The 17,991-nt window shown below is 72.8% G+C and carries 12 protein-coding genes; 3 read left to right on the top strand and 9 right to left on the bottom strand.

All coding sequences use genetic code 11. The annotated features are described in order from the left end of the window. Positions 1–163 precede the first annotated feature (163 nt). The 7 genes from ACIO5D_RS34425 to mmuM all read right to left on the bottom strand — a co-directional run bounded on the left by ACIO5D_RS34425 (position 164) and on the right by mmuM (position 11,137). On the bottom strand, positions 164–616 hold the full coding sequence (locus ACIO5D_RS34425; RefSeq protein ID WP_400658828.1) for a hypothetical protein: 453 nt from the start codon (positions 614–616) through the stop codon (positions 164–166). Further along, positions 616–4,620 (bottom strand): DNRLRE domain-containing protein, encoded by a 4,005-nt coding sequence (locus ACIO5D_RS34420; protein ID WP_400800040.1) that lies wholly within the window; start codon positions 4,618–4,620, stop codon positions 616–618. The genes ACIO5D_RS34425 and ACIO5D_RS34420 overlap by 1 nt, the downstream gene beginning before the upstream one ends. 216 nt (positions 4,621–4,836) lie before the next feature. Further along, complete coding sequence (locus tag ACIO5D_RS34415) at positions 4,837–6,432, bottom strand: FAD-dependent oxidoreductase (RefSeq protein ID WP_400760507.1); 1,596 nt, start codon at positions 6,430–6,432, stop codon at positions 4,837–4,839. A 151-nt stretch (positions 6,433–6,583) separates the two neighbouring features. After that, positions 6,584–8,110, bottom strand: a complete 1,527-nt coding sequence (gene glpK, locus ACIO5D_RS34410; protein ID WP_363610645.1) for a glycerol kinase GlpK — start codon at positions 8,108–8,110, stop codon at positions 6,584–6,586. 91 nt (positions 8,111–8,201) lie between these two features. Beyond that, the gene (locus ACIO5D_RS34405; RefSeq protein ID WP_400658820.1) at positions 8,202–8,921 is read right to left on the bottom strand and encodes an MIP/aquaporin family protein; all 720 of its coding nucleotides are present in this window, start codon (positions 8,919–8,921) and stop codon (positions 8,202–8,204) included. A gap of 346 nt (positions 8,922–9,267) precedes the next feature. Further along, complete coding sequence (locus tag ACIO5D_RS34400; RefSeq protein WP_363610649.1) at positions 9,268–10,032, bottom strand: IclR family transcriptional regulator; 765 nt, start codon at positions 10,030–10,032, stop codon at positions 9,268–9,270. A 109-nt stretch (positions 10,033–10,141) separates the two neighbouring features. Continuing rightward, on the bottom strand, positions 10,142–11,137 hold the full coding sequence (gene mmuM, locus ACIO5D_RS34395; protein ID WP_400800037.1) for a homocysteine S-methyltransferase: 996 nt from the start codon (positions 11,135–11,137) through the stop codon (positions 10,142–10,144). Between the two features lie 160 nt (positions 11,138–11,297). Between mmuM and ACIO5D_RS34390 the strand changes: the two genes are divergently transcribed. The 3 genes from ACIO5D_RS34390 to ACIO5D_RS34380 all read left to right on the top strand — a co-directional run bounded on the left by ACIO5D_RS34390 (position 11,298) and on the right by ACIO5D_RS34380 (position 15,027). Then, positions 11,298–12,230, top strand: coding sequence for an NUDIX hydrolase (locus ACIO5D_RS34390; RefSeq protein WP_400800034.1), 933 nt, complete (start codon positions 11,298–11,300; stop codon positions 12,228–12,230). Positions 12,231–12,297: 67 nt separating this feature from the next. Next, on the top strand, positions 12,298–12,846 hold the full coding sequence (locus ACIO5D_RS34385; protein WP_363610655.1) for an NUDIX domain-containing protein: 549 nt from the start codon (positions 12,298–12,300) through the stop codon (positions 12,844–12,846). Between the two features lie 144 nt (positions 12,847–12,990). Next, positions 12,991–15,027, top strand: coding sequence for an acetoacetate--CoA ligase (locus ACIO5D_RS34380; protein WP_400658813.1), 2,037 nt, complete (start codon positions 12,991–12,993; stop codon positions 15,025–15,027). Between the two features lie 83 nt (positions 15,028–15,110). Here ACIO5D_RS34380 and ptsP read toward each other — a convergent pair whose 3' ends face one another. Together ptsP and ACIO5D_RS34370 are read right to left on the bottom strand one after the other, a co-directional pair. Then, a complete protein-coding gene (gene ptsP / locus ACIO5D_RS34375; protein WP_363615336.1) occupies positions 15,111–16,781 on the bottom strand; it encodes a phosphoenolpyruvate--protein phosphotransferase in 1,671 nt (556 codons plus the stop codon). Positions 16,782–16,956: 175 nt separating this feature from the next. Further along, the gene (locus ACIO5D_RS34370; RefSeq protein ID WP_363615338.1) at positions 16,957–17,406 is read right to left on the bottom strand and encodes a PTS glucose transporter subunit IIA; all 450 of its coding nucleotides are present in this window, start codon (positions 17,404–17,406) and stop codon (positions 16,957–16,959) included. Between the last annotated feature and the right edge of the window lie 585 nt (positions 17,407–17,991).

Here is a 17,991-nt window from a genome sequence, read left to right as displayed (position 1 = left end):
TGGCGTATTCAATACATGGCGTACTGAAACAGGCCGCGGGAGGACACCGTCATGAGCCGACTGCTGATCACCGACGCCCATCCGGTCAGGTGGCCAGGTGGCCCGGGCAGGAAAGCCGAACGGGCGGGCGCTCCCGGAGGAACGCCCGCCCGTCACCCGGCGGTCACTTCAGCAGGACGCGCCAGCCGTCGGCGCCTCCGTTGCCGTCCAGCCGGAGCAGCAGCTCCTTCGACTGGCCGGTGTCGTGAAAGGTGAGCACCACGGTCTGCCGGTTCGCCGGGTCGTCCTGGAAGTCGGCGGTGACCGACCCCTGGGCGCCCCGCTGGTAGTCCCGCACCCAGGCGTCCGCGGCGGTCCGGCGCGCGTCGCCCGGGCCGTCCGAGGCGGCCAGCTTCTCCAGCCGGTCCCCGGAGCCGTCGGCGAGCCGCCAGACGACCTGCTGGACGAGGCCCAGGGTGGCGGTGGCCGGATAGCCCGTCACCCGCAGGTGCGGGTGGTTGGCGTAGTCGCCCGCGTACTCCAGTTCGGCGTCCGAGGGCCCGCTGGAGCACCCCGCCAGCAGGGCGGCCGAGAGCAGGGCCGCCGCTGCCGCCGCGATCGGCCGCCCGGGCGTCATCAGCTGGTCCCGAGGGGCCGGACGACGGTGATCCACTCGATCGGGTCGCCCTTCTGCCGGTAGTAGGACAGGACCTCGTTCAGCGTGGTGACATTCGACCGGCCGTGCTGGCGCAGCTCCATCCTGGAACCCCAACTGACTACCACGGCAGCATGGTTGACGACCGATTCGCTCCGCCACTTGAAGAAGACGATGTCACCGGGCCGGGCCTGGCTCGTGCTCGTGAGGTACACCGTGTTGCGGTAGTACAGCAGGTGCCGACGCAGGTTGGCGGCACCGGCCCAGGTGTAGCTCCGGTTCTTGTGCCAGCCGAAGAGCCAGTAGTCGTTCTGCCACCAGGCGCTGTCGAAGGTCTTGAACCCGTACCGGACCCGCATCCCGCCACCGTAGTACAGGGCCTTGGAGACGAAGTTGGTGCAGTCCTGCCCGAAGTCCCAGCTGATGCCGACGTTCCGGCGGGCCCAGTCGGCGGTGCCGTTGTAGTTGTACCCGGCCTGGACGGCGCCGGCCGGCTGGGCCGAGGCGACCGGGAAGCCGTCGGCGCCGAGCGGCACCGAGCCCTGGCTGCCGACGGTGTCGCTCGGCGAGCCGTCGGCCACCTCGACCTGGGCCTGCGCCGAGGCCGAGGAGGAGAGCTTCTGCTCGGCGGCGCTGTCGTCGGCCTCCGAGGTGAGCACCGCGGTGGAGCCGACGGTGAACTCGAACCGCTTCGGGCCGGCGCTCTCGGTCGGCGAGTCCACGCCGTCGGTCCGGATCATCACCGAGTCCTTGACGGTGGCCCGCACCACGACCTTGCCGGCCGTCTTCTGGTCGACCACGACGTCGGTCAGCGAGACCGCCGCCGCGGAGTAGACCTGGTTCTGGGTCGCCAGGGCCTCGCGGTTGGCGACCAGCGAGGCCTCCTGGGTGGCCAGCAGGTCGACGAAGGCGGTGCCGTGCGCGGCCTCCGCCGCGGCGTCGGGCGCGGTGAACCCGGGCTTCATCTTGATCTTGTTGCGGGCGTCCAGGTACTCCTGCACATAGCCGCGGTACTGGTCCGGGCCGCCGGCCGTCGGGGTGCCCTGGACCAGGGCGGAGACGACCGGGGCGGCGCTGCCGTAACTGTTCCGGGCGGTGACCGCGGCCCGGTACGAGCGGGCGTTGTCCAGGCCGGTGACCACGGCGCGGGTGTCGGCGCCGGCCAGCTCCCGGACGAGGGTGCCGTCGGCGGTCTCGACCCGGACGGTGTAGGAGACGTCGCCGACCGAGCCGCGGTCGGACGGCGCGTTCCAGGTGACGAGCAGTCCGGCGTCCCCGCCGGTCCCGGTGACCAGCTCGGCCGGGCCCGGCGCGGTCGGCGCCAGGTAGTCGAGGGTCAGCCGGGGCCGCTGGGCCGGGTTCGCCGCGGTGGCGGAGTAGTACCGGGCGGCGCCGGTCCAGTCGGCCGGCGGGCGCAGGGCCAGCCCGTAGGCCTCGCCCTTCTCGATCCAGGAGCCGACCATCGCGGCCAGGTCGATCTCGGAGAGCCTGGCGGCGGAGGCGAAGCTCTCCGTTCCGGTGGCACCGGTCAGCGCGGCGCCGCCCTGGTCCGGGGTCCAGGCCGAGCCGAGCTGGAAGACGTCCACGGCGGCCTCGTCACAGCCGGGCGTACCGGCCGCGCAGTCCGAGCGGGTCAGCGCCAGCTTGGCACCGACCACCCGGGAGCCCGCCGGAACGGCGGTCAGGTCCGGCTTGAGCCAGCCGGTCCAACTGCTGCCGGCGACCGTGCCGACCCGCAGTTCGGCCGGGTCGGCGGCCGGGCAGGCACCGGTGTCGCAGCCGCCGCCGGCGGTGGCCGTCGAGGCGTCGGCCAGCGTGGGTCCGGTGAGCACCACGGTGGTCGGCGTCGGCGGGGCGGGCGGGGCCTGCACCCGGACGGTCAGCGGCTGGTCGGCGGTCCAGGCGGAGCAGCCGACGGCGGCGCAGCCGCGCGCGGCCCAGGTGTAGCTGCCGCCGTCGACGAGCGCACCGGAGGGCACCTGGACGGAGGCCCGGCTGCCGCTCTCCGCCCAGGCGGGGGGAAGCGCGGTCGGCAGCGGCTGCCCGTTCTGGCCCTTGAGCGCGAACTCGGTGCGTACGCGCCCCTGGTTGGGGTTGGTCACCAGGGCGGAGAGGACCGGGGTGAGGGTCTGCTGGGCGCCGGTCTGCAGTGCGCTCGGCACGTCCGGCAGCGGGCTGACGCTGAAGGTGGCCCAGGCGGACCAGCCCAGGTTGTAGTGCAGCCCGTCGTACGGCGAGGTGCGGAACCGGTAGGTGTGGCCGTACTGGAGCAGGCCGGCCGGGACGGTGACGGAGGCGGGGGTGCCGCTGGCCACGTAGCCGGAGACGTTGACGTTGCCGACCTGGGCGCCGGAGATGGCGTCGACCAGCTGGAAGGTGCCGGTCACCTTGTCCCCGTCGGGGTCGACGAAGGTGTCGCGGAGCACCGGGGTGGTGGTGTCCACCCGCCAGGTGCCGGTGCCGTCCTGGAGGAACGGCGGGCCGGCCTGCTGGTTGGTGCCGGTGCGCGGCCGGTAGTTGTACGTGACCGTCAGCTTCGGCACGTTGGTGGCCGCGTTGGCGGAGTTCACCTCCTTCCAGAACTTGGTGTTGGTCTCGTCGGGGGCGCGCAGTCCCATGCCCGAGGTGGTGTTCTTGGCCGAGGCCCAGGTCTGCACCATGGTGGTGACGTCGGCGTTGATCCAGCCGTCGCCGCCGCAGGCGTCCCGGCCCTTGGTCTCGGTGGACGTCGCCCGCTTGGTGCCCCAGGCCGGCTGGGCGGTCCAGCGCGAGGCGGTGGAGGCCAGGCCGGTGTCGTAGACGTCCCAGGCGTAGTTCAGGCAGTCGCTGTTGCCGGAGTGGAAGTTGTACAGCGACAGGGTGGCGCTGGAGACCAGCGCGTCGGCGATCGAGGCGGTGTTCCAGTTGATGAAGGAACGGGCCTCGCGGGAGCTGCCGTCGGCGTTCTTGGTCCCCGAGTTGCCCCAGTAGATCTCGGTGTCGGCCGACCAGTCGACCGTCTCGCCCTTCTGCACCCGGGTGTCGAAGGCGTTGCCGAGACCGGCGGTGGCCGGGTCGACGGTCACCGGGTAGACGGTGGCCGGGTCGGCCAGGAACGCGGCGTCGGGGGTGAAGACCAGATCGACGTCGTCGCCGTGCTGGACGACCTTGAGGTCGACCTTCGCCTGCCGCGGGTGCTCGCCGGAGCCGGGCGCCGTGGTGGCGTCCCAGGCGACCGGGGCGGGCAGCACGGCGCGCCTGTGGCCGTTCCTCCGGTCGGTGAACAGCACGCTGCCGTCGGGCTGGGGGACGGCCTTCAGGCCCTTGGCCTGGAGCGGCATGGTGTACGAGTAGCCGGGGGCGGCCGGGCGCTGCCTGAGCCTCACGAACTGCTCGAAGCCGGTCCGGGTGGCCTCGACGACCAGGTCGCCGGCGCCGTCGCCGATGGCGTCCCGGTAGGTGGCACGCGGGCCGTCCAGCTCGGGTTCGGGCAGGCCGCCCTTCCACTGGAGGGCCAGCTCGTCGTCGCCGGATCCGAGCGAGACCAGGGTGCGGGCCGCCTCCGCGCCGGCCTGCGACTCCTGGAGCGAACGAGGGCGCTTGCCGCCGGCGCCGGCCAGCTTCATGCCGTTGGGGTGCGCGGCGGGGGCCACCGAGCCGTCGGCGGCGGCCTTGAGGGTGAGGTCCACATCGGCCCAGGCACCGTCGCGCAGGAAGCGCACCGGGCCGGCCGAGAGTTCGGTGGTGAGGGTGCCGTCCGGGTTGACCCAGGTGGTGGAGATCTCGCTGCGCTCGGAGGCCGCCTCGACCCGCTTGCCGGTGGTCCGGGCGGCGGCCCTGGCGGCGGCGATGCTGCCGGTGGGGTCGGTGGCGGCCACCGTCGGGGGCTTGCCGGGGGAGGGCTTGGGCTGTGGCTTGGCCGCGAACGCGACCTGGGCCCCGCCTGCCAGCGACAGTGCCAGCGCGAGGGCCAGCGGACCGCTCAGGGTCCGTCTTGAGACGTGCATCGATGCTCCTTGACCCACTGTTGATCAACAGTGCTGGCGGGAGCATAGGGAAGATCATCTGACGAGATGATCATGACAAGTATGGACATAGGCCCCCAAGGCCTGAGGATTTCCTTGAGAAGTTGATGTGATCGTGACGCGCTGTATACGCACGGACGCGGAAGGGCGGACACCCCTGGATCAGGGGTGTCCGCCCTTCCGGTGGAACCGGTCCGGCTACCTGGTCGCGCGCTTCGCCAGGAAGGTCTCGACCTCGGCCCGGATCTCCGGGGTGTCCAGACCGCGCACGGTCATCGTGGTGCGGCGGCGCAGCACGTCGTCCGTGGTGTACGCCCACTCGCTGTCGGCGGCGTAGGCGACCTGCGCCCAGACGTCCGGCCCGTCCGCGTGGATCGGCTCGCCCAGCTCCGGGTTCTCGTCGATCATGCGGGCGATCTCGAAGGAGAGCGTGCCGTAGTGGCTGGCCAGGTGCTTGGCGACCAGCGGCTCCATCCGGGAGCCGGGCTCGCGGTCGATCAGCAGGCGGTGCGCGACGGCGTTCGGCGCGCCGACGCCCGGCAGCGGCACGGTCGCGGCGATCGGCGAGATGTCCTCACCGAGGGTGGTACCGGGCACGTGCGCGAGCTTCTCCAGCACCGTCCGGCCGATGTGCCGGTAGGTGGTCCACTTGCCGCCGGCGACCGACAGCATGCCGCCCTTGCCCTCGGTGACGACCGTCTCTCGCTTGGCGGCGGCGGTGTCGCCCGGGCCGCCGGGCAGCACCCGCAGGCCGGCGAAGGCGTAGGTGATCAGGTCACGGTCGAGGTGCTCGTCGCGGATGGCGTGGCCGGCCTCGCCCATGATCTGGTCGATGTCGGCCTCGGTGGCCCGGACGTCCTGCGGGTCGCCGGTGTACTCCTCGTCCGTGGTGCCGAGCAGGACGTGGTCCTCCCACGGGATGGCGAACGAGACGCGGTACTTGTCGATCGGGATGGTGAGCGCGGCGCGCCACGGGGAGCGGCGCTTGACGACGACGTGAGCGCCCTTGGAGAGGCGGATCGACGGCGCGGCGCCGGCGTCCTCCATCGTGCGCAGGTGGTCCACCCACGGGCCGGTGGCGTTCAGCACCAGGCGGGCGTCGACGCCGAACTCGGTGCCGTCCAGGCGGTCCTTGAGGTCCGCGCCGGTGACCCGGCCGCCGGTGAACCGCAGGCCGGTGACCTCGGCGTGGTTGAGCACCACGGCGCCGGCGTCGACGGCCGCGCGCACGGTCATCACGGCGACCCGCGAGTCGTTCATCTGGTGGTCGCCGTAGACGGCCACCGAGCGCAGGCCCTCGGTGCGCAGCGCGGGCACCTGCTGGGCGGCGTGCGCGGCGGTGGAGACCCGGCCCATGCCGTCGCGGAAGGCGGAGAGCGCCGAGTACAGGAAGACACCGGCGCCGAGCTTGGGCGCGCTGTGCGGGCCGCCCTTGTAGACCGGCACGAAGAAGGTCAGCGGGTTGACCAGGTGCGGGGCGACGTCGGTGGCGAGCGCGCGGCGCTCCTTGTGGTTCTCGGCGACGAGCTTGACCGCGCCGGTCTGCAGGTAGCGCAGGCCGCCGTGGACCAGCTTGGAGGAGGCGCTGGAGGTGGCACCGGCGAAGTCGCCGGCGTCGACCATGGCGACCTTCAGACCCGCCTGGGAGGCGGTCCAGGCGACGGCCGTGCCGAGGATGCCGCCCCCGATCACCAGCAGGTCGTAGGTGGCCTTGCCCAGCAGCTCGCGGGTCTCGGCGCGGGAGGCGGTGCGGCCGGCGGTGCGCTCGGCGCCCAGGGTCGGGATGGTAGCCATGGTGTGTGTACGGCGGCGCGGGTCGGGCGGCGCCGTTACTCCTCTCGATGTGCGGTGCGGCCCCTGCTGAGAGGCCGGTTCGGCCCGGTGCGGCGGGCCGGTGAAACGGGAGCGTGCCGGTCGGGGCCGAGGGCCCCGACCGGCTTCGCGGTCAGCTCTGTTCGTCCTCCTCCACCCAGCCCATGGTGCGCTCCACGGCCTTGAGCCACTTCTTGTACTCGCGCTCCCGGGTGGCCTCGTCCATCCGCGGGGTCCACTCGGCGGCGCGGTGCCAGTTGGCCCGCAGGGTGTCCAGGTCGCTCCAGAAGCCCACGGCCAGACCGGCCGCGTAGGCGGCGCCGAGCGCGGTGGTCTCGGCCACGTACGGGCGCTCGACCGGGGCGTCCAGGACGTCGGCGATGTTCTGCATGAGCAGGTTGTTGCTGGTCATGCCGCCGTCGACCTTGAGGGCGGTGAGCTCGACGCCGGAGTCCTTCTGCATGGCGTCGACGACCTCGCGGGTCTGCCAGGCAGTGGCCTCCAGCACGGCCCGGGCCAGGTGGCCCTTGGTGACGTACCGGGTCAGGCCGGCGATCACACCGCGGGCGTCGGAGCGCCAGTACGGGGCGAACAGGCCGGAGAAGGCCGGGACGAAGTAGGCGCCGCCGTTGTCCTCGACGGTGTTGGCGAGGGTCTCGATCTCGGCCGCGGTGGAGATGATGCCGAGCTGGTCGCGCAGCCACTGGACGAGCGAGCCGGTGACGGCGATCGATCCCTCCAGCGCGTAGACCGGCTTCTGGTCGCCGATCTGGTAGCCGACGGTGGTCAGCAGGCCGTGGTACGAGTTGACGATCTTCTCGCCGGTGTTGAGCAGCAGGAAGGTGCCGGTGCCGTAGGTGGACTTGGCCTCGCCCTCGTCGAAGCAGGTCTGGCCGAACAGCGCGGCCTGCTGGTCGCCGAGCGCGGAGGCGACGGGCACGCCCGCCAGGTCGCCGACGGCCTCGCCGTAGACCTCGGCGGAGGAGCGGATCTCCGGCAGGACGGCCAGCGGCACGCCCATCGACTCGGCGATCTTCTCGTCCCACGCCATCGTGTGGAGGTTCATCAGCATGGTGCGGCTGGCGTTGGTGACGTCGGTGACGTGCTTGCCGCCGTTGACACCACCGGTGAGGTTCCAGATGACCCAGGTGTCCATGGTGCCGAAGAGGATGTCGCCGGCCTCGGCGCGCTCGCGCAGGCCCTCGACGTTGTCCAGCAGCCAGCGGATCTTCGGGCCGGCGAAGTAGCTGGCCAGCGGCAGGCCGGTCTCGCGGCGGAAGCGGTCCTGGCCGACGTTGCGGCCGAGCTCGCGGCAGAGCCCCTCGGTGCGGGTGTCCTGCCACACCAGTGCGTTGTGCACCGGCTCGCCGGTGTTCCGGTCCCACAGGACGGTGGTCTCGCGCTGGTTGGTGATGCCGATCGCGCGGATGTCGTCCCTGGTCAGACCGGCCTTCTCCAGCGCGCCCCGGACCACCGACCGCACCCGGGTCCAGATCTCGGCGGCGTCGTGCTCGACATAGCCGGGCTGGGGGAAGATCTGCCGGTGCTCCTGCTGGTCGACGGCGACGATCCGGCCGTCCGCGCCGAAGATGATGCAGCGGCTGGAGGTGGTGCCCTGGTCGATCGCGGCGATGTAGTTGCCAGTGCCAGTGGAGGTCATGAGGGTCCTCGGCTCGGGATGGGGGTTGCGGGGGTGGGTGGGTCCGACTCTCTGGTCAGTCCCCGTGCTCGGGCGGGGCGGAAACCCGGGCTCAGAAGGCGACGTGGTACAGGCCGCCGGCCAGCAGGCCGCCGATGACCGGGCCGGCCACCGGGATCCAGGCGTAGGACCAGTCGGAGCCGCCCTTGTTCGGGATCGGCAGCAGCGAGTGCACGATGCGCGGGCCCAGGTCGCGGACCGGGTTGATGGCGTAGCCGGTCGGACCGCCGAGCGAGAGGCCGATGGAGACGACGGTGAAGGCGACGATCAGGATGCCGGTGCCGGACAGGCCGAGGCCCTTGGTCAGGCCCTGGGTGAGGATTCCGAGGCAGAGCACCATGGTGCCGATGATCTCGGTGAGCAGGTTCTGGAACGGGTTCCGGATCTCGGGACCGGTCGAGAAGATGCCCAGGGTCGGCTCCTTGTTGGCCTGGAACTGGCCGAGGTAGGTGGCCCAGACGAGGACGGCGCCGATCATCGCGCCGAGCAGCTGGGAGCCGAGGTAGACCGGGACCTTGCTCCAGTCGCCGGTGTCGACGGCGATGGCGAGGGTGACGGCCGGGTTCAGGTGCGCACCGGACTTGGGGGCCGACATGTAGGCGGCGACCATCACCGCGAAGCCCCAGCCGAAGGTGATCGCCAGCCAGCCGGCGTTGAGGGCCTTCGACTTCTTGAGCGTCACGGCGGCGCAGACGCCGCCGCCGAGAAGTATCAGGGCGGCGGTGCCGAGGGTTTCGCCGACGAAGATGTCGCCGTTGGAGAACGCGGACACAGAGACTCCCTTGTCCATATGGCCCGGAGATGAGGGTGGGGGCAGGCGACCGGACGATCACTGTGCGGGTGAGCGCTGTGTGGGAGTGATCGGCTCGGCCATCGTTCGACATTGTCGACCGTCATGCGGAAGCTTCCTCCCCAGGTCGCCCCCACGTCAAGGGCGGGTTACGCAGCTGTGACCCTTCGCTCGAAGTTACCCATCGGGGAACGCCAAATATGGACAAAACGCTAAGGCGCGGACAGGCATCCCGCCTGTCCGCGCCTCAGCGTGACCATGTCTTCCGATGTGACTCCGGTCGGGTCCGGGCCCGGTCCGTGCCCGGACCGCCCCCGCCGGACGCGGCTCAGAACCGCCCGGCGCCCAGATCCCGCGAGATCGCCCGCGCCGCGCTGCGCACCGAGGCGACCAGCGACGGTCTGACGAACCCGTCCTCACAGACCCGCTCCACCGCGCCGCTGATGCAGACCGCGCCCACCGGATTGCGCCGCCGGTCCTGGATCAGCGCGCCGATCGAGGCCACGCCCTCCCAGGTCTCCTCGATCGCGTCGGCCCAGCCCCGTTCGCGGGTCAGCGCCGCCTCCGCGTCCACGTCCGCCGGCTCGGTCAGGGTCCGTGAGGTGTACGCCTCCAGCTCGCCCTCGGCCAGCTCGCCGCGCGCCACCGGGTCGTACGCCAGCAGCACCTTGCCCATCGCGGTGCTGTGCAACGGCTGCATCGAGCCGACCTCCAGCACCTGCCGGGTGTCGTCCGGACGGAAGACGTGGTGCACGATCAGCACGCCCCGCTGGTGCAGCACCCCGAGGTAGACCGTCTCCCCGGCCGCCCTGGCCAGGTCGTCCGCCCAGACCAGGGCGCGCGCCCGCAGCTCGTGCACGTCCAGATAGCTCTGGCCGAGGCGCAGCAGTTCGGCGCCCAGCTGGTACTTGCCGCTCTCCGGGTCCTGCTCCACGAACCCCTCCTGCTGGAGGGTCCGCAGGATGCCGTGCGCGGTGCCCTTGGCGAGACCCAGCGCCGTCGCGACCTCGGACAGGCCCAGGCGGCGTTCGCCGCCGGCCAGCAGGCGCATGATGGCGGCGGCCCGGGAAAGCGACTGGATCGGGCCGGGCATTCGGTACCTCCGCGCTGACAGGCGGTCGACAATGTCGACCGCAGTGGTAACGCCACGAGTCTGCCAGTCCACCCCCGGTCCGTGCACCTTCCCCCTCGGTAACCGGCGCTCAGGGCCGGCCGTGCGCCCGCTCCGCCGCCCGCTCCGCCGCCCGCTCCGCCGCCAGCTCCGCCGCCAGGGCGGCGATCCCGTCCGGTCCGACCCGGCAGCAGCCGCCCATCAGCCGGGCGCCGTCCGCCAGCCAGCGGGCCACCCGCCCACGGCCCCCGGCCGCCCCTGTCGCCCGGAACGTCGGCTCCCCGCGCCACTTCCGGGCCCCCGCGTCCCAGCTCTCGCCGCTGTTCGGATACACCACCACCGGTTTGCCGGTCACCCGCGCCGCCAGCGCCACCGCCCGGTCGGCATCCTGCGGCGTACAGCAGTTCACCCCCACCGCCACCACCTCGTCGGCCTCCGCGGCCAGGGCGAACGCCTCCGCCAGCGGCTGGCCGGCCCGGGTCCGGCCGCCCACCACGCTGTACGACAGCCAGGCCGGTACACCCAGCCCGCGCACCGCCCGCAACAGGGCCCGCGCCTCGTCCGCGTCCGGCACCGTCTCCAGCGCCAGCACGTCCGGCCCGGCCGCCACCAGCGCCTCCAGCCGGGGCCGGTGGAACGCCTCCAGCTCGTCCTGGCTCAGCCCGTACCGCCCCCGGTACTCCGACCCGTCCGCCGGCACCGCCCCGTACGGGCCCACCGACGCCGCCACCCAGCGCGGCCGGTCCCCGGCCGACTCCTCCGCTGCCGCGGCGCGGGCCAGCTCCACGCTGCGCGCCAGCAGCCGCCCGGCCTCCGCCCGGCCCACCCCGCGCCGGGCGAACCCCTCGAAGCTCGCCTGGTAGCTCGCCGTGATCGCGACCTGCGCCCCCGCCGCGAAGTAGGCCCGGTGCGCGGCGACCAGCGCCTCGGGCGCGTCCGCCAGCAGCCGCGCCGACCAGAGCCCGTCCGACAGATCGTGCCCGGCGGCCGCGAGCTGGTTGGACAGTCCGCCGTCCAGCACCAGCGGACCGGCGGCCAGCGCGGCGGCGAAGCCGGCCGGACCGGGAACCGGGGGAGTGACGGGCATGGCGGCCTCCTGGGGCGACGTCGTTCCTGCTCACAGCCTAGGAGCGCGGCGGCGGGCGGCCGCCCGGAAAACCATTTGCCGCAGAGACAAGGGATCGCTACGTTGTGCTCAGCCCGAGAACGACAAGGACGGGCGGGCCCGACCGGGAGAGGAGACCGCCATGGCCGCACAGCCACCCCACGATGGGGGCGCCGAGCAGGAGTGGCTCGCCTCCTACGACCCGCGCGCCTACACCCCGGTCGCGGTCACGGTCGACGTCGTCGCCCTGACGCTGCGCCACGGCGGTCTGCACGTCCTGCTCGTCGAGCGCGCCGCGCCGCCCTACCAGGGGTACTGGGCGCTGCCGGGCGGCTTCCTGAAGGCCGGGGAGGAGGGTCTCGACGAGGCCGCCGCCCGCGAGCTCGCCGAGGAGACCGGCCTGCACGGCACCGCCGACGCCGAGGCCGCCCTCAGCCGGATCCACCTCGAACAGCTCGGTACCTACGGAACCCCCCTGCGCGACCCGCGGATGCACGTGGTCTCGGTCGCCTACCTCGCGTTCGCCCCCGACCTGCCCGACCCCCAGGCCGGTACGGACGCGGCGTCCGCCGCCTGGCACCCCGTCACCACCCTCGATCTCCGGCCGCCCGGCGGCCGGTCCCCAGCAGCCGGTGTGCCCGCCGACACCCACGGGGGTGGCGTCGACGGGCACACCGGCCACCCTCCCGCCCCCCACACCGGGGCCGAGGGGCCCGCCCCCATCGCGTCGGTCCCCATCGCGCTGGCCTTCGACCACGCGCGCATCCTGGCCGACGGCCTCGACCGCGCCCGCGCCAAGATCGAGTACAGCCCGCTGGCCACCGCCTTCCTCCAGTACGACTTCACCATCCCCGAGCTGCGCGCCGTCTACGAGGCCGTCTGGGGCGAGAAGCTCCACCCGGGGAACTTCCACCGCAAGGTGCTCTCCGTCCCCGGCTTCGTCGAGAGCACCGGCACCACCACCGAGCGCGGCGGCGCCCGCGGCGGCCCCCGGGCCCGCAACTACCGCGCCGGCGACGCCCAGCTCCTCCACCCGGCACTGCTCCGCCCCACCCACGAGGACGGGCTCCGCTGACCGGCCCCGCCGCCCATGTCCACGGACCGCGATCCACCGCAGGCCCTCGCGGCACTACCATCCGGCCATGACCACTCAAGAGGTGAGCAGGACGAGCAACCGGCCCAACTCCCACTGCCACTGGTGCGGCACGCCCTACCCGTCAGGTACCGAGGCCTGGCCCCGCACCTGCCCCGGCTGCGCCGAGATCAGCTACCGCAATCCACTGCCCGTCGTGGTCACCCTCCTCCCGGTCACCCAGGAGAGCGGTGAGCGGAGCCTCGTCGTCATCCGCCGCACCATCGAGCCCGGCTGCGGCGAACTCGCCCTGCCCGGCGGCTACGTCGACTACGGCGAGAGCTGGCAGCAGGCCTGCGTCCGCGAACTCCGCGAGGAGACGGGCATTCTGGCCGACGCCGCCGACATCACCCTGGTAGCCACCGACTCCGACACCAACGGCGGCTTCCTCTGCCTCTTCGGCCTGCTGCCCGGCCGCCCGCTCGCCGAACTGCCGCCCTCCAGGCCCACCGACGAGACCGACGGCTGGCAGCTCTCGACCCCCGAGACCCCACTCGCCTTCGCCTTCCACACCCGGGTCTCCCGCGCCTGGTTCAACGGCGAGTTCACCCGCCGCTGACCGGCCGCTGACCAGCCCGCGCACCCCCGGGGCAGACCCTGGCGCACCGGCCGATCACATGGCAGGGTCTGCACCGACAGCCCCAACCGGACGGGCCCTGCCACAAGCACTCCCGTCCCATCCACCGGCCGGGAGACCACCACCGTGAGCACCCCATCCCAGGATCAGCCGCTCTGGCGCCCCAACCCCGCTCGCGCCGCCGCCACCAACCTCGTGGCCTTCCAGGCCTGGGCCGCCGAACACCACGGCGCACCGGCCGCCCCCCTCGCCCCCGCTGACGACGACCAGCAGGCCGCCCGGCGCTACGCGGATCTGCACACCTGGTCCACCGAGGACCTCGACCGCTTCTGGACCGCCGTCACCCAGTGGTTCGACGTCCGGTTCACCCGGGCACCCGAGGCAGTCCTCGCCGACCCGGCCATGCCCGGCGCCCGCTGGTTCCCCGGGGCCCGCCTCAACTACGTCGAGCACGCCCTGCGCGCCGGCGAACCCGGCCCCGACGGCCGGCCGAGCGCCAACGCCGACCGCCCGGCCGTCCTCCACCTCGACGAGACCACCGAGCAGCCCGTCGTCCTCACCTGGGCCGAACTCCGCCGCCAGGTCGGCTCGCTGGCCGAGGCACTCCGCGCCCAGGGCATCGGCCCCGGCGACCGGGTCGGCGCCTACCTGCCGAACATCCCGCAGGCCGCCGTCGCCCTCCTCGCCACCGCCGCCGTCGGCGCCATCTGGACCAGCTGCGCCCCCGACTTCGGCGCCCGCAGCGTCCTCGACCGGCTCCAGCAGATCGAACCCGCCGTCCTCTTCGCCGTCGACGGCTACCACTACGGCGGCAAGGACCACGACCGCACCGAGGTCGTCGCCGAACTCCGCCGCGAACTCCCCACGCTGCGCACCGTCGTCCACGTCCCCGTGCTCGGCGCACCCGCCCCCGACGGCGCCCTGCACTGGGACGACCTGGTCGCCCACGACGTCGAGCCGGTCTTCGAGGCCGTCCCCTTCGACCACCCGCTCTGGGTCCTCTACTCCTCGGGCACCACCGGCCTGCCCAAGGCCATCGTCCAGAGCCAGGGCGGCATCCTGGTCGAACACCTCAAGCAGGCCGGCCTCCACCTCGACCTCGGCCCCGGCGACCGCTTCCTCTGGTACACCTCCACCGGCTGGATGATGTGGAACTTCCTCCTCGCCGGCCTGCTCACCGGGTCCACGATCGTCACCTACGACGGCAGCCCCGGCCACCCCGACACCGGCGCCCTCTGGTCCGTCGCCGCCCGCACCGGCGCGACCGTCCTCGGAACCTCCGCCGCCTACGTCATCGCCAGCCGCAAGGCCGACCTCCACCCCGGCCGCGACCTCGACCTCTCCGCCGTCCGCTGCATCGGCACCACCGGCTCCCCGCTCCCGCCCGACGGTTTCCGCTGGATCTACGACGAGGTCAAGGAGGACGTCTGGCTCGCCTCGGTCAGCGGCGGCACCGACGTCTGCTCCTGCTTCGTCGGCGGCGTCCCGACCCTCCCGGTCCACCTCGGCGAGATCCAGGCCCGCTGCCTCGGTGCCGCCGTCGAGTCCTGGGACGTCCACGGCCGCCCGCTCACCGACGCCGTCGGCGAACTCGTCGTCACCAAGCCCATCCCGTCCATGCCCACCGGTTTCTGGAGCGACCCGGACGGCATCCGCTACCACGACAGCTACTTCGAGATGTACCCCGGCGTCTGGCGCCACGGCGACTGGATCACCGTCACCTCCCGCGGCACCGTCGTCATCCACGGCCGCTCCGACTCCACCCTCAACCGCCAGGGCGTCCGGATGGGCTCCTCCGACATCTACGAGGTCGTCGAGCGCCTCCCGGAGATCGCCGAATCCCTGGTCATCGGCGTGGAGGAGCCCGAAGGCGGCTACTGGATGCCGCTGTTCGTCGTCCTCGCCCCCGACGCGACCCTCGACGACGACCTCATCGGCCGCATCCGCACCACGCTGCGCACCGAACTCTCCCCGCGCCACGTCCCCGACGAGGTGATCGCCGTCCGGGGCCTGCCGCACACCCTGACCGGCAAGCGGATCGAGGTCCCGGTGAAGCGCCTGCTCTCCGGCACCCCGCTGGAGCAGGCGGTCAACCCCGGCTCCGTCGACAACCTCGAACACCTGCGCTTCTTCGAACAGCTCGGCCGGGACCGCCGCGGGTAGCCCCGCGTACGGCGAAGGGGCGTCTCCACCACCCCGGGGGGGGGGGCGCCCCCTCGCCCGACGCGCGGCCCCGCCGGCCCGGCCTACTCGCCCGACAGCACCTGCTGCGCCGCGGCCCGCGCCTCCTCGGCGCTGTCCGCCGCCCGGGCCGCCTCGGCCGCCCGACGGCACTGCGCCAGCGTGTACTTGGCCAGCGTGGCCCGCACATAGGGGATCGACGCCGAGCCCATCGACAGGCTGGTGACGCCCAGACCGGTGAGGACCACGGCCAGCAGCGGGTCGGAGGCCGCCTCACCGCAGACGCCGCAGCTCTTGCCGGTGGCCTGCGCGGCCTCGGCCGAGAAGGCCACCAGGTCCAGCAGCGCCGGCTGCCACGGGTCCTGCAGCCGGGCCAGCGCACCGACCTGGCGGTCGGCGGCGAAGGTGTACTGCGCGAGGTCGTTGGTCCCCAGCGAGAGGAACTCCACCTCCCGCAGGATCGCCCGCGCCCGCAGCGCGGCCGACGGGATCTCCACCATCGCGCCGAACTTGGCGGCCAGCCCGGCCTGGCGACACGCGTCCGCGAAGTCCTTGGCGTCCTTGCGGTCGGCCACCATCGGCGCCATCACCTCAAGGTGCACCGGCAGCCCCTCGGCGGCCTTCGCCAGCGCCCGCAGCTGGGCCTGCATCACCTCGGGGTGCTCCAGCAGCGTGCGCAGACCACGCACCCCCAGCGCCGGGTTGGGCTCGTCGGCCGGGGTCAGGAAGTCCAGCGGCTTGTCCGCGCCCGCGTCCAGCGCCCGGACGACGACCCGGCCCTCCGGGAACGCCTCCAGCACCTTGCGGTACGCCTCGACCTGCTTCTCCTCGCTGGGAGCCTTCGCCGAGTCGTCCAGGAAGAGGAACTCGGTGCGGAACAGGCCCACGCCCTCCGCCCCGGCCTCCAGCGCGGCCGGCAGGTCCGCCGGGCCGCCCACGTTGGCGAGCAGCGGCACCCGGTGACCGTCCGAGGTCTGCCCCGGACCGGAGGAGGCGGCCAGCGCGGCCTTGCGCTCCGCGGCGATCGCGCGCAGCTCGTCCTGCTTCTCCTGCGACGGCTCCACCAGCACATCGCCGGAGCCGCCGTCCACCGCGACCACGGTGCCCTCGGCGACGTCGGTCGCGTTCGGCAGGGCGACCACGGCGGGCACGCCCAGGGCCCGGGCCAGGATGGCGCTGTGGCTGGTCGGCCCGCCCTCCTCGGTCACGAAGCCGAGCACCAGGGTCGGGTCCAGCAGCGCGGTGTCGGCCGGCGCCAGGTCCCGGGCGAACAGGACATACGGCTCGTCGCTGTCCGGCACACCCGGCATCGGCACGCCCAGCAGCCGCGCCACGATGCGGTTCCGTACGTCGTCCAGGTCCGCGACCCGGCCGGCCAGGTAGTCACCCGCGGAGGCGAGCAGCGCGCGGTAGGCGGCGAAGGCGTCGTACACGCCGCGCTCGGCGCTGCTGCCGACGGCGATCCGGCGGGCCACATCGGCCATCAGCTCCGGGTCCTGCGCCATCAGCGCCTGGGCCTCCAGCACGGCCTGCGCCTCGCCACCGGCGAGGTTGCCGCGGGCGATCAGGTCGGCGGCGACCGCGTCGACGGCCGCCTGGGCGCGAGCCTGCTCGCGCGGGGCGTCCTCAGTCGGAATCTGGGTGGCCGGCGGCTCGAGCACCGCCGTTCCCATGTGCCGCACCTGGCCGATCGCGACCCCGTGGCTCACACCCACGCCGCGCAGCGTCTTCTCCATGTCACCTGTCTCCGCTGAGGGAAGCGGCCCCGCCGGAACCGCTGTGTGCCGGTCCGCCCCGCCGAGTGCGGCGGGGCGGGTGTGTGGGCTCGGCTTCTGTCGTGCGTGGTCTTCGCCGGCGCGCACCCGGCCCGGGCGCCGAGCGGCCCGGGAGGGAAGAAGGAAAGAGGGGAGGTCAGCTCCAGCTGAAGAGAGCGTCGCCGACGGCGACGTCTCCGTCCTCACGGACATCGCCGAGCGAGTCGGTGGCGGCCTCCAGCGCGACGATCGGCGAGATCGGCGACTTGCCCGCGGCCTCGACGGCGGCCGGGTCCCACTTGATGACGGCCTGGCCGCGGGTCACCGTGTCGCCCTTGTTGACGAGCAGCTCGAAGCCCTCGCCGTTCAGCTGCACGGTGTCGATGCCGAGGTGGGTCAGCACACCGTGCCCGTCCGCGTCCACGACGACGAACGCGTGCGGGTGCATGGAGACCACGACGCCGTCCACCGGAGCAACGGCCTCGGTCGGCCGGCGCACCGGGTCGATCGCGGTACCGGGACCGACCATCGCGCCGGAGAACACGGGGTCGGGCACGCCGGCGAGCCCGACGACCCGGCCGGTCAGCGGCGACGTCACAGTGGTCATGGTTGAGCCTCCCAAGTGCGCAGAACAGCGAGCGGCCGCAGGCAGCGGCAGGACATCGGTTGAAGCCTAGATCATGTCAACTTCGGACATCTGCTGACATTCCCGGGCGAAGGGCCAGGCCCAATCCGCCCCTACCGGCCCGTCCGCCACAGAGAGCGACGACTGCCGGGGCGTCAGGCCGACGTCCCATCGACCGGTAGTGGTCTAGTCCTCTGGGTCGATGTGCCGCACTCTACAGGCATCTTGGCGAACCGGGACCATTGCTGTATATGCTCGCGAGAGCAACAAATCATGCTCCGGGCGGGTGACGCTCGGTGTGGCTCGATTCGCGCTCCGGTCGGCTACCCGCTATGGTTGGCCGAGTCGCCGCAAGTCGGCGGTTAACACCAGATTTCAGATGTGAAAAGTACCGGTTAAGCGCCGGGAAACGGATCTGCTAAGCTGGGAACACGAAAGAACGAAGCGCCCGGAGGGCCCGCTGGAAGGCGGTCTGAAGGAAGTGTCCGTTCCTTGAGAACTCAACAGCGTGCCAAAAGTCAACGCCAGATATGTTGACATCCCCGGCCTCGGATTGTTCCGGGGTTG

This window comes from Kitasatospora sp. NPDC087315 (genome assembly GCF_044744345.1).
Lineage (GTDB): Bacteria > Actinomycetota > Actinomycetes > Streptomycetales > Streptomycetaceae > Kitasatospora.
The sequence above is the reverse complement of the archived record's forward strand: the minus strand, read 5'-3'. Positions and strand labels throughout refer to the sequence as shown.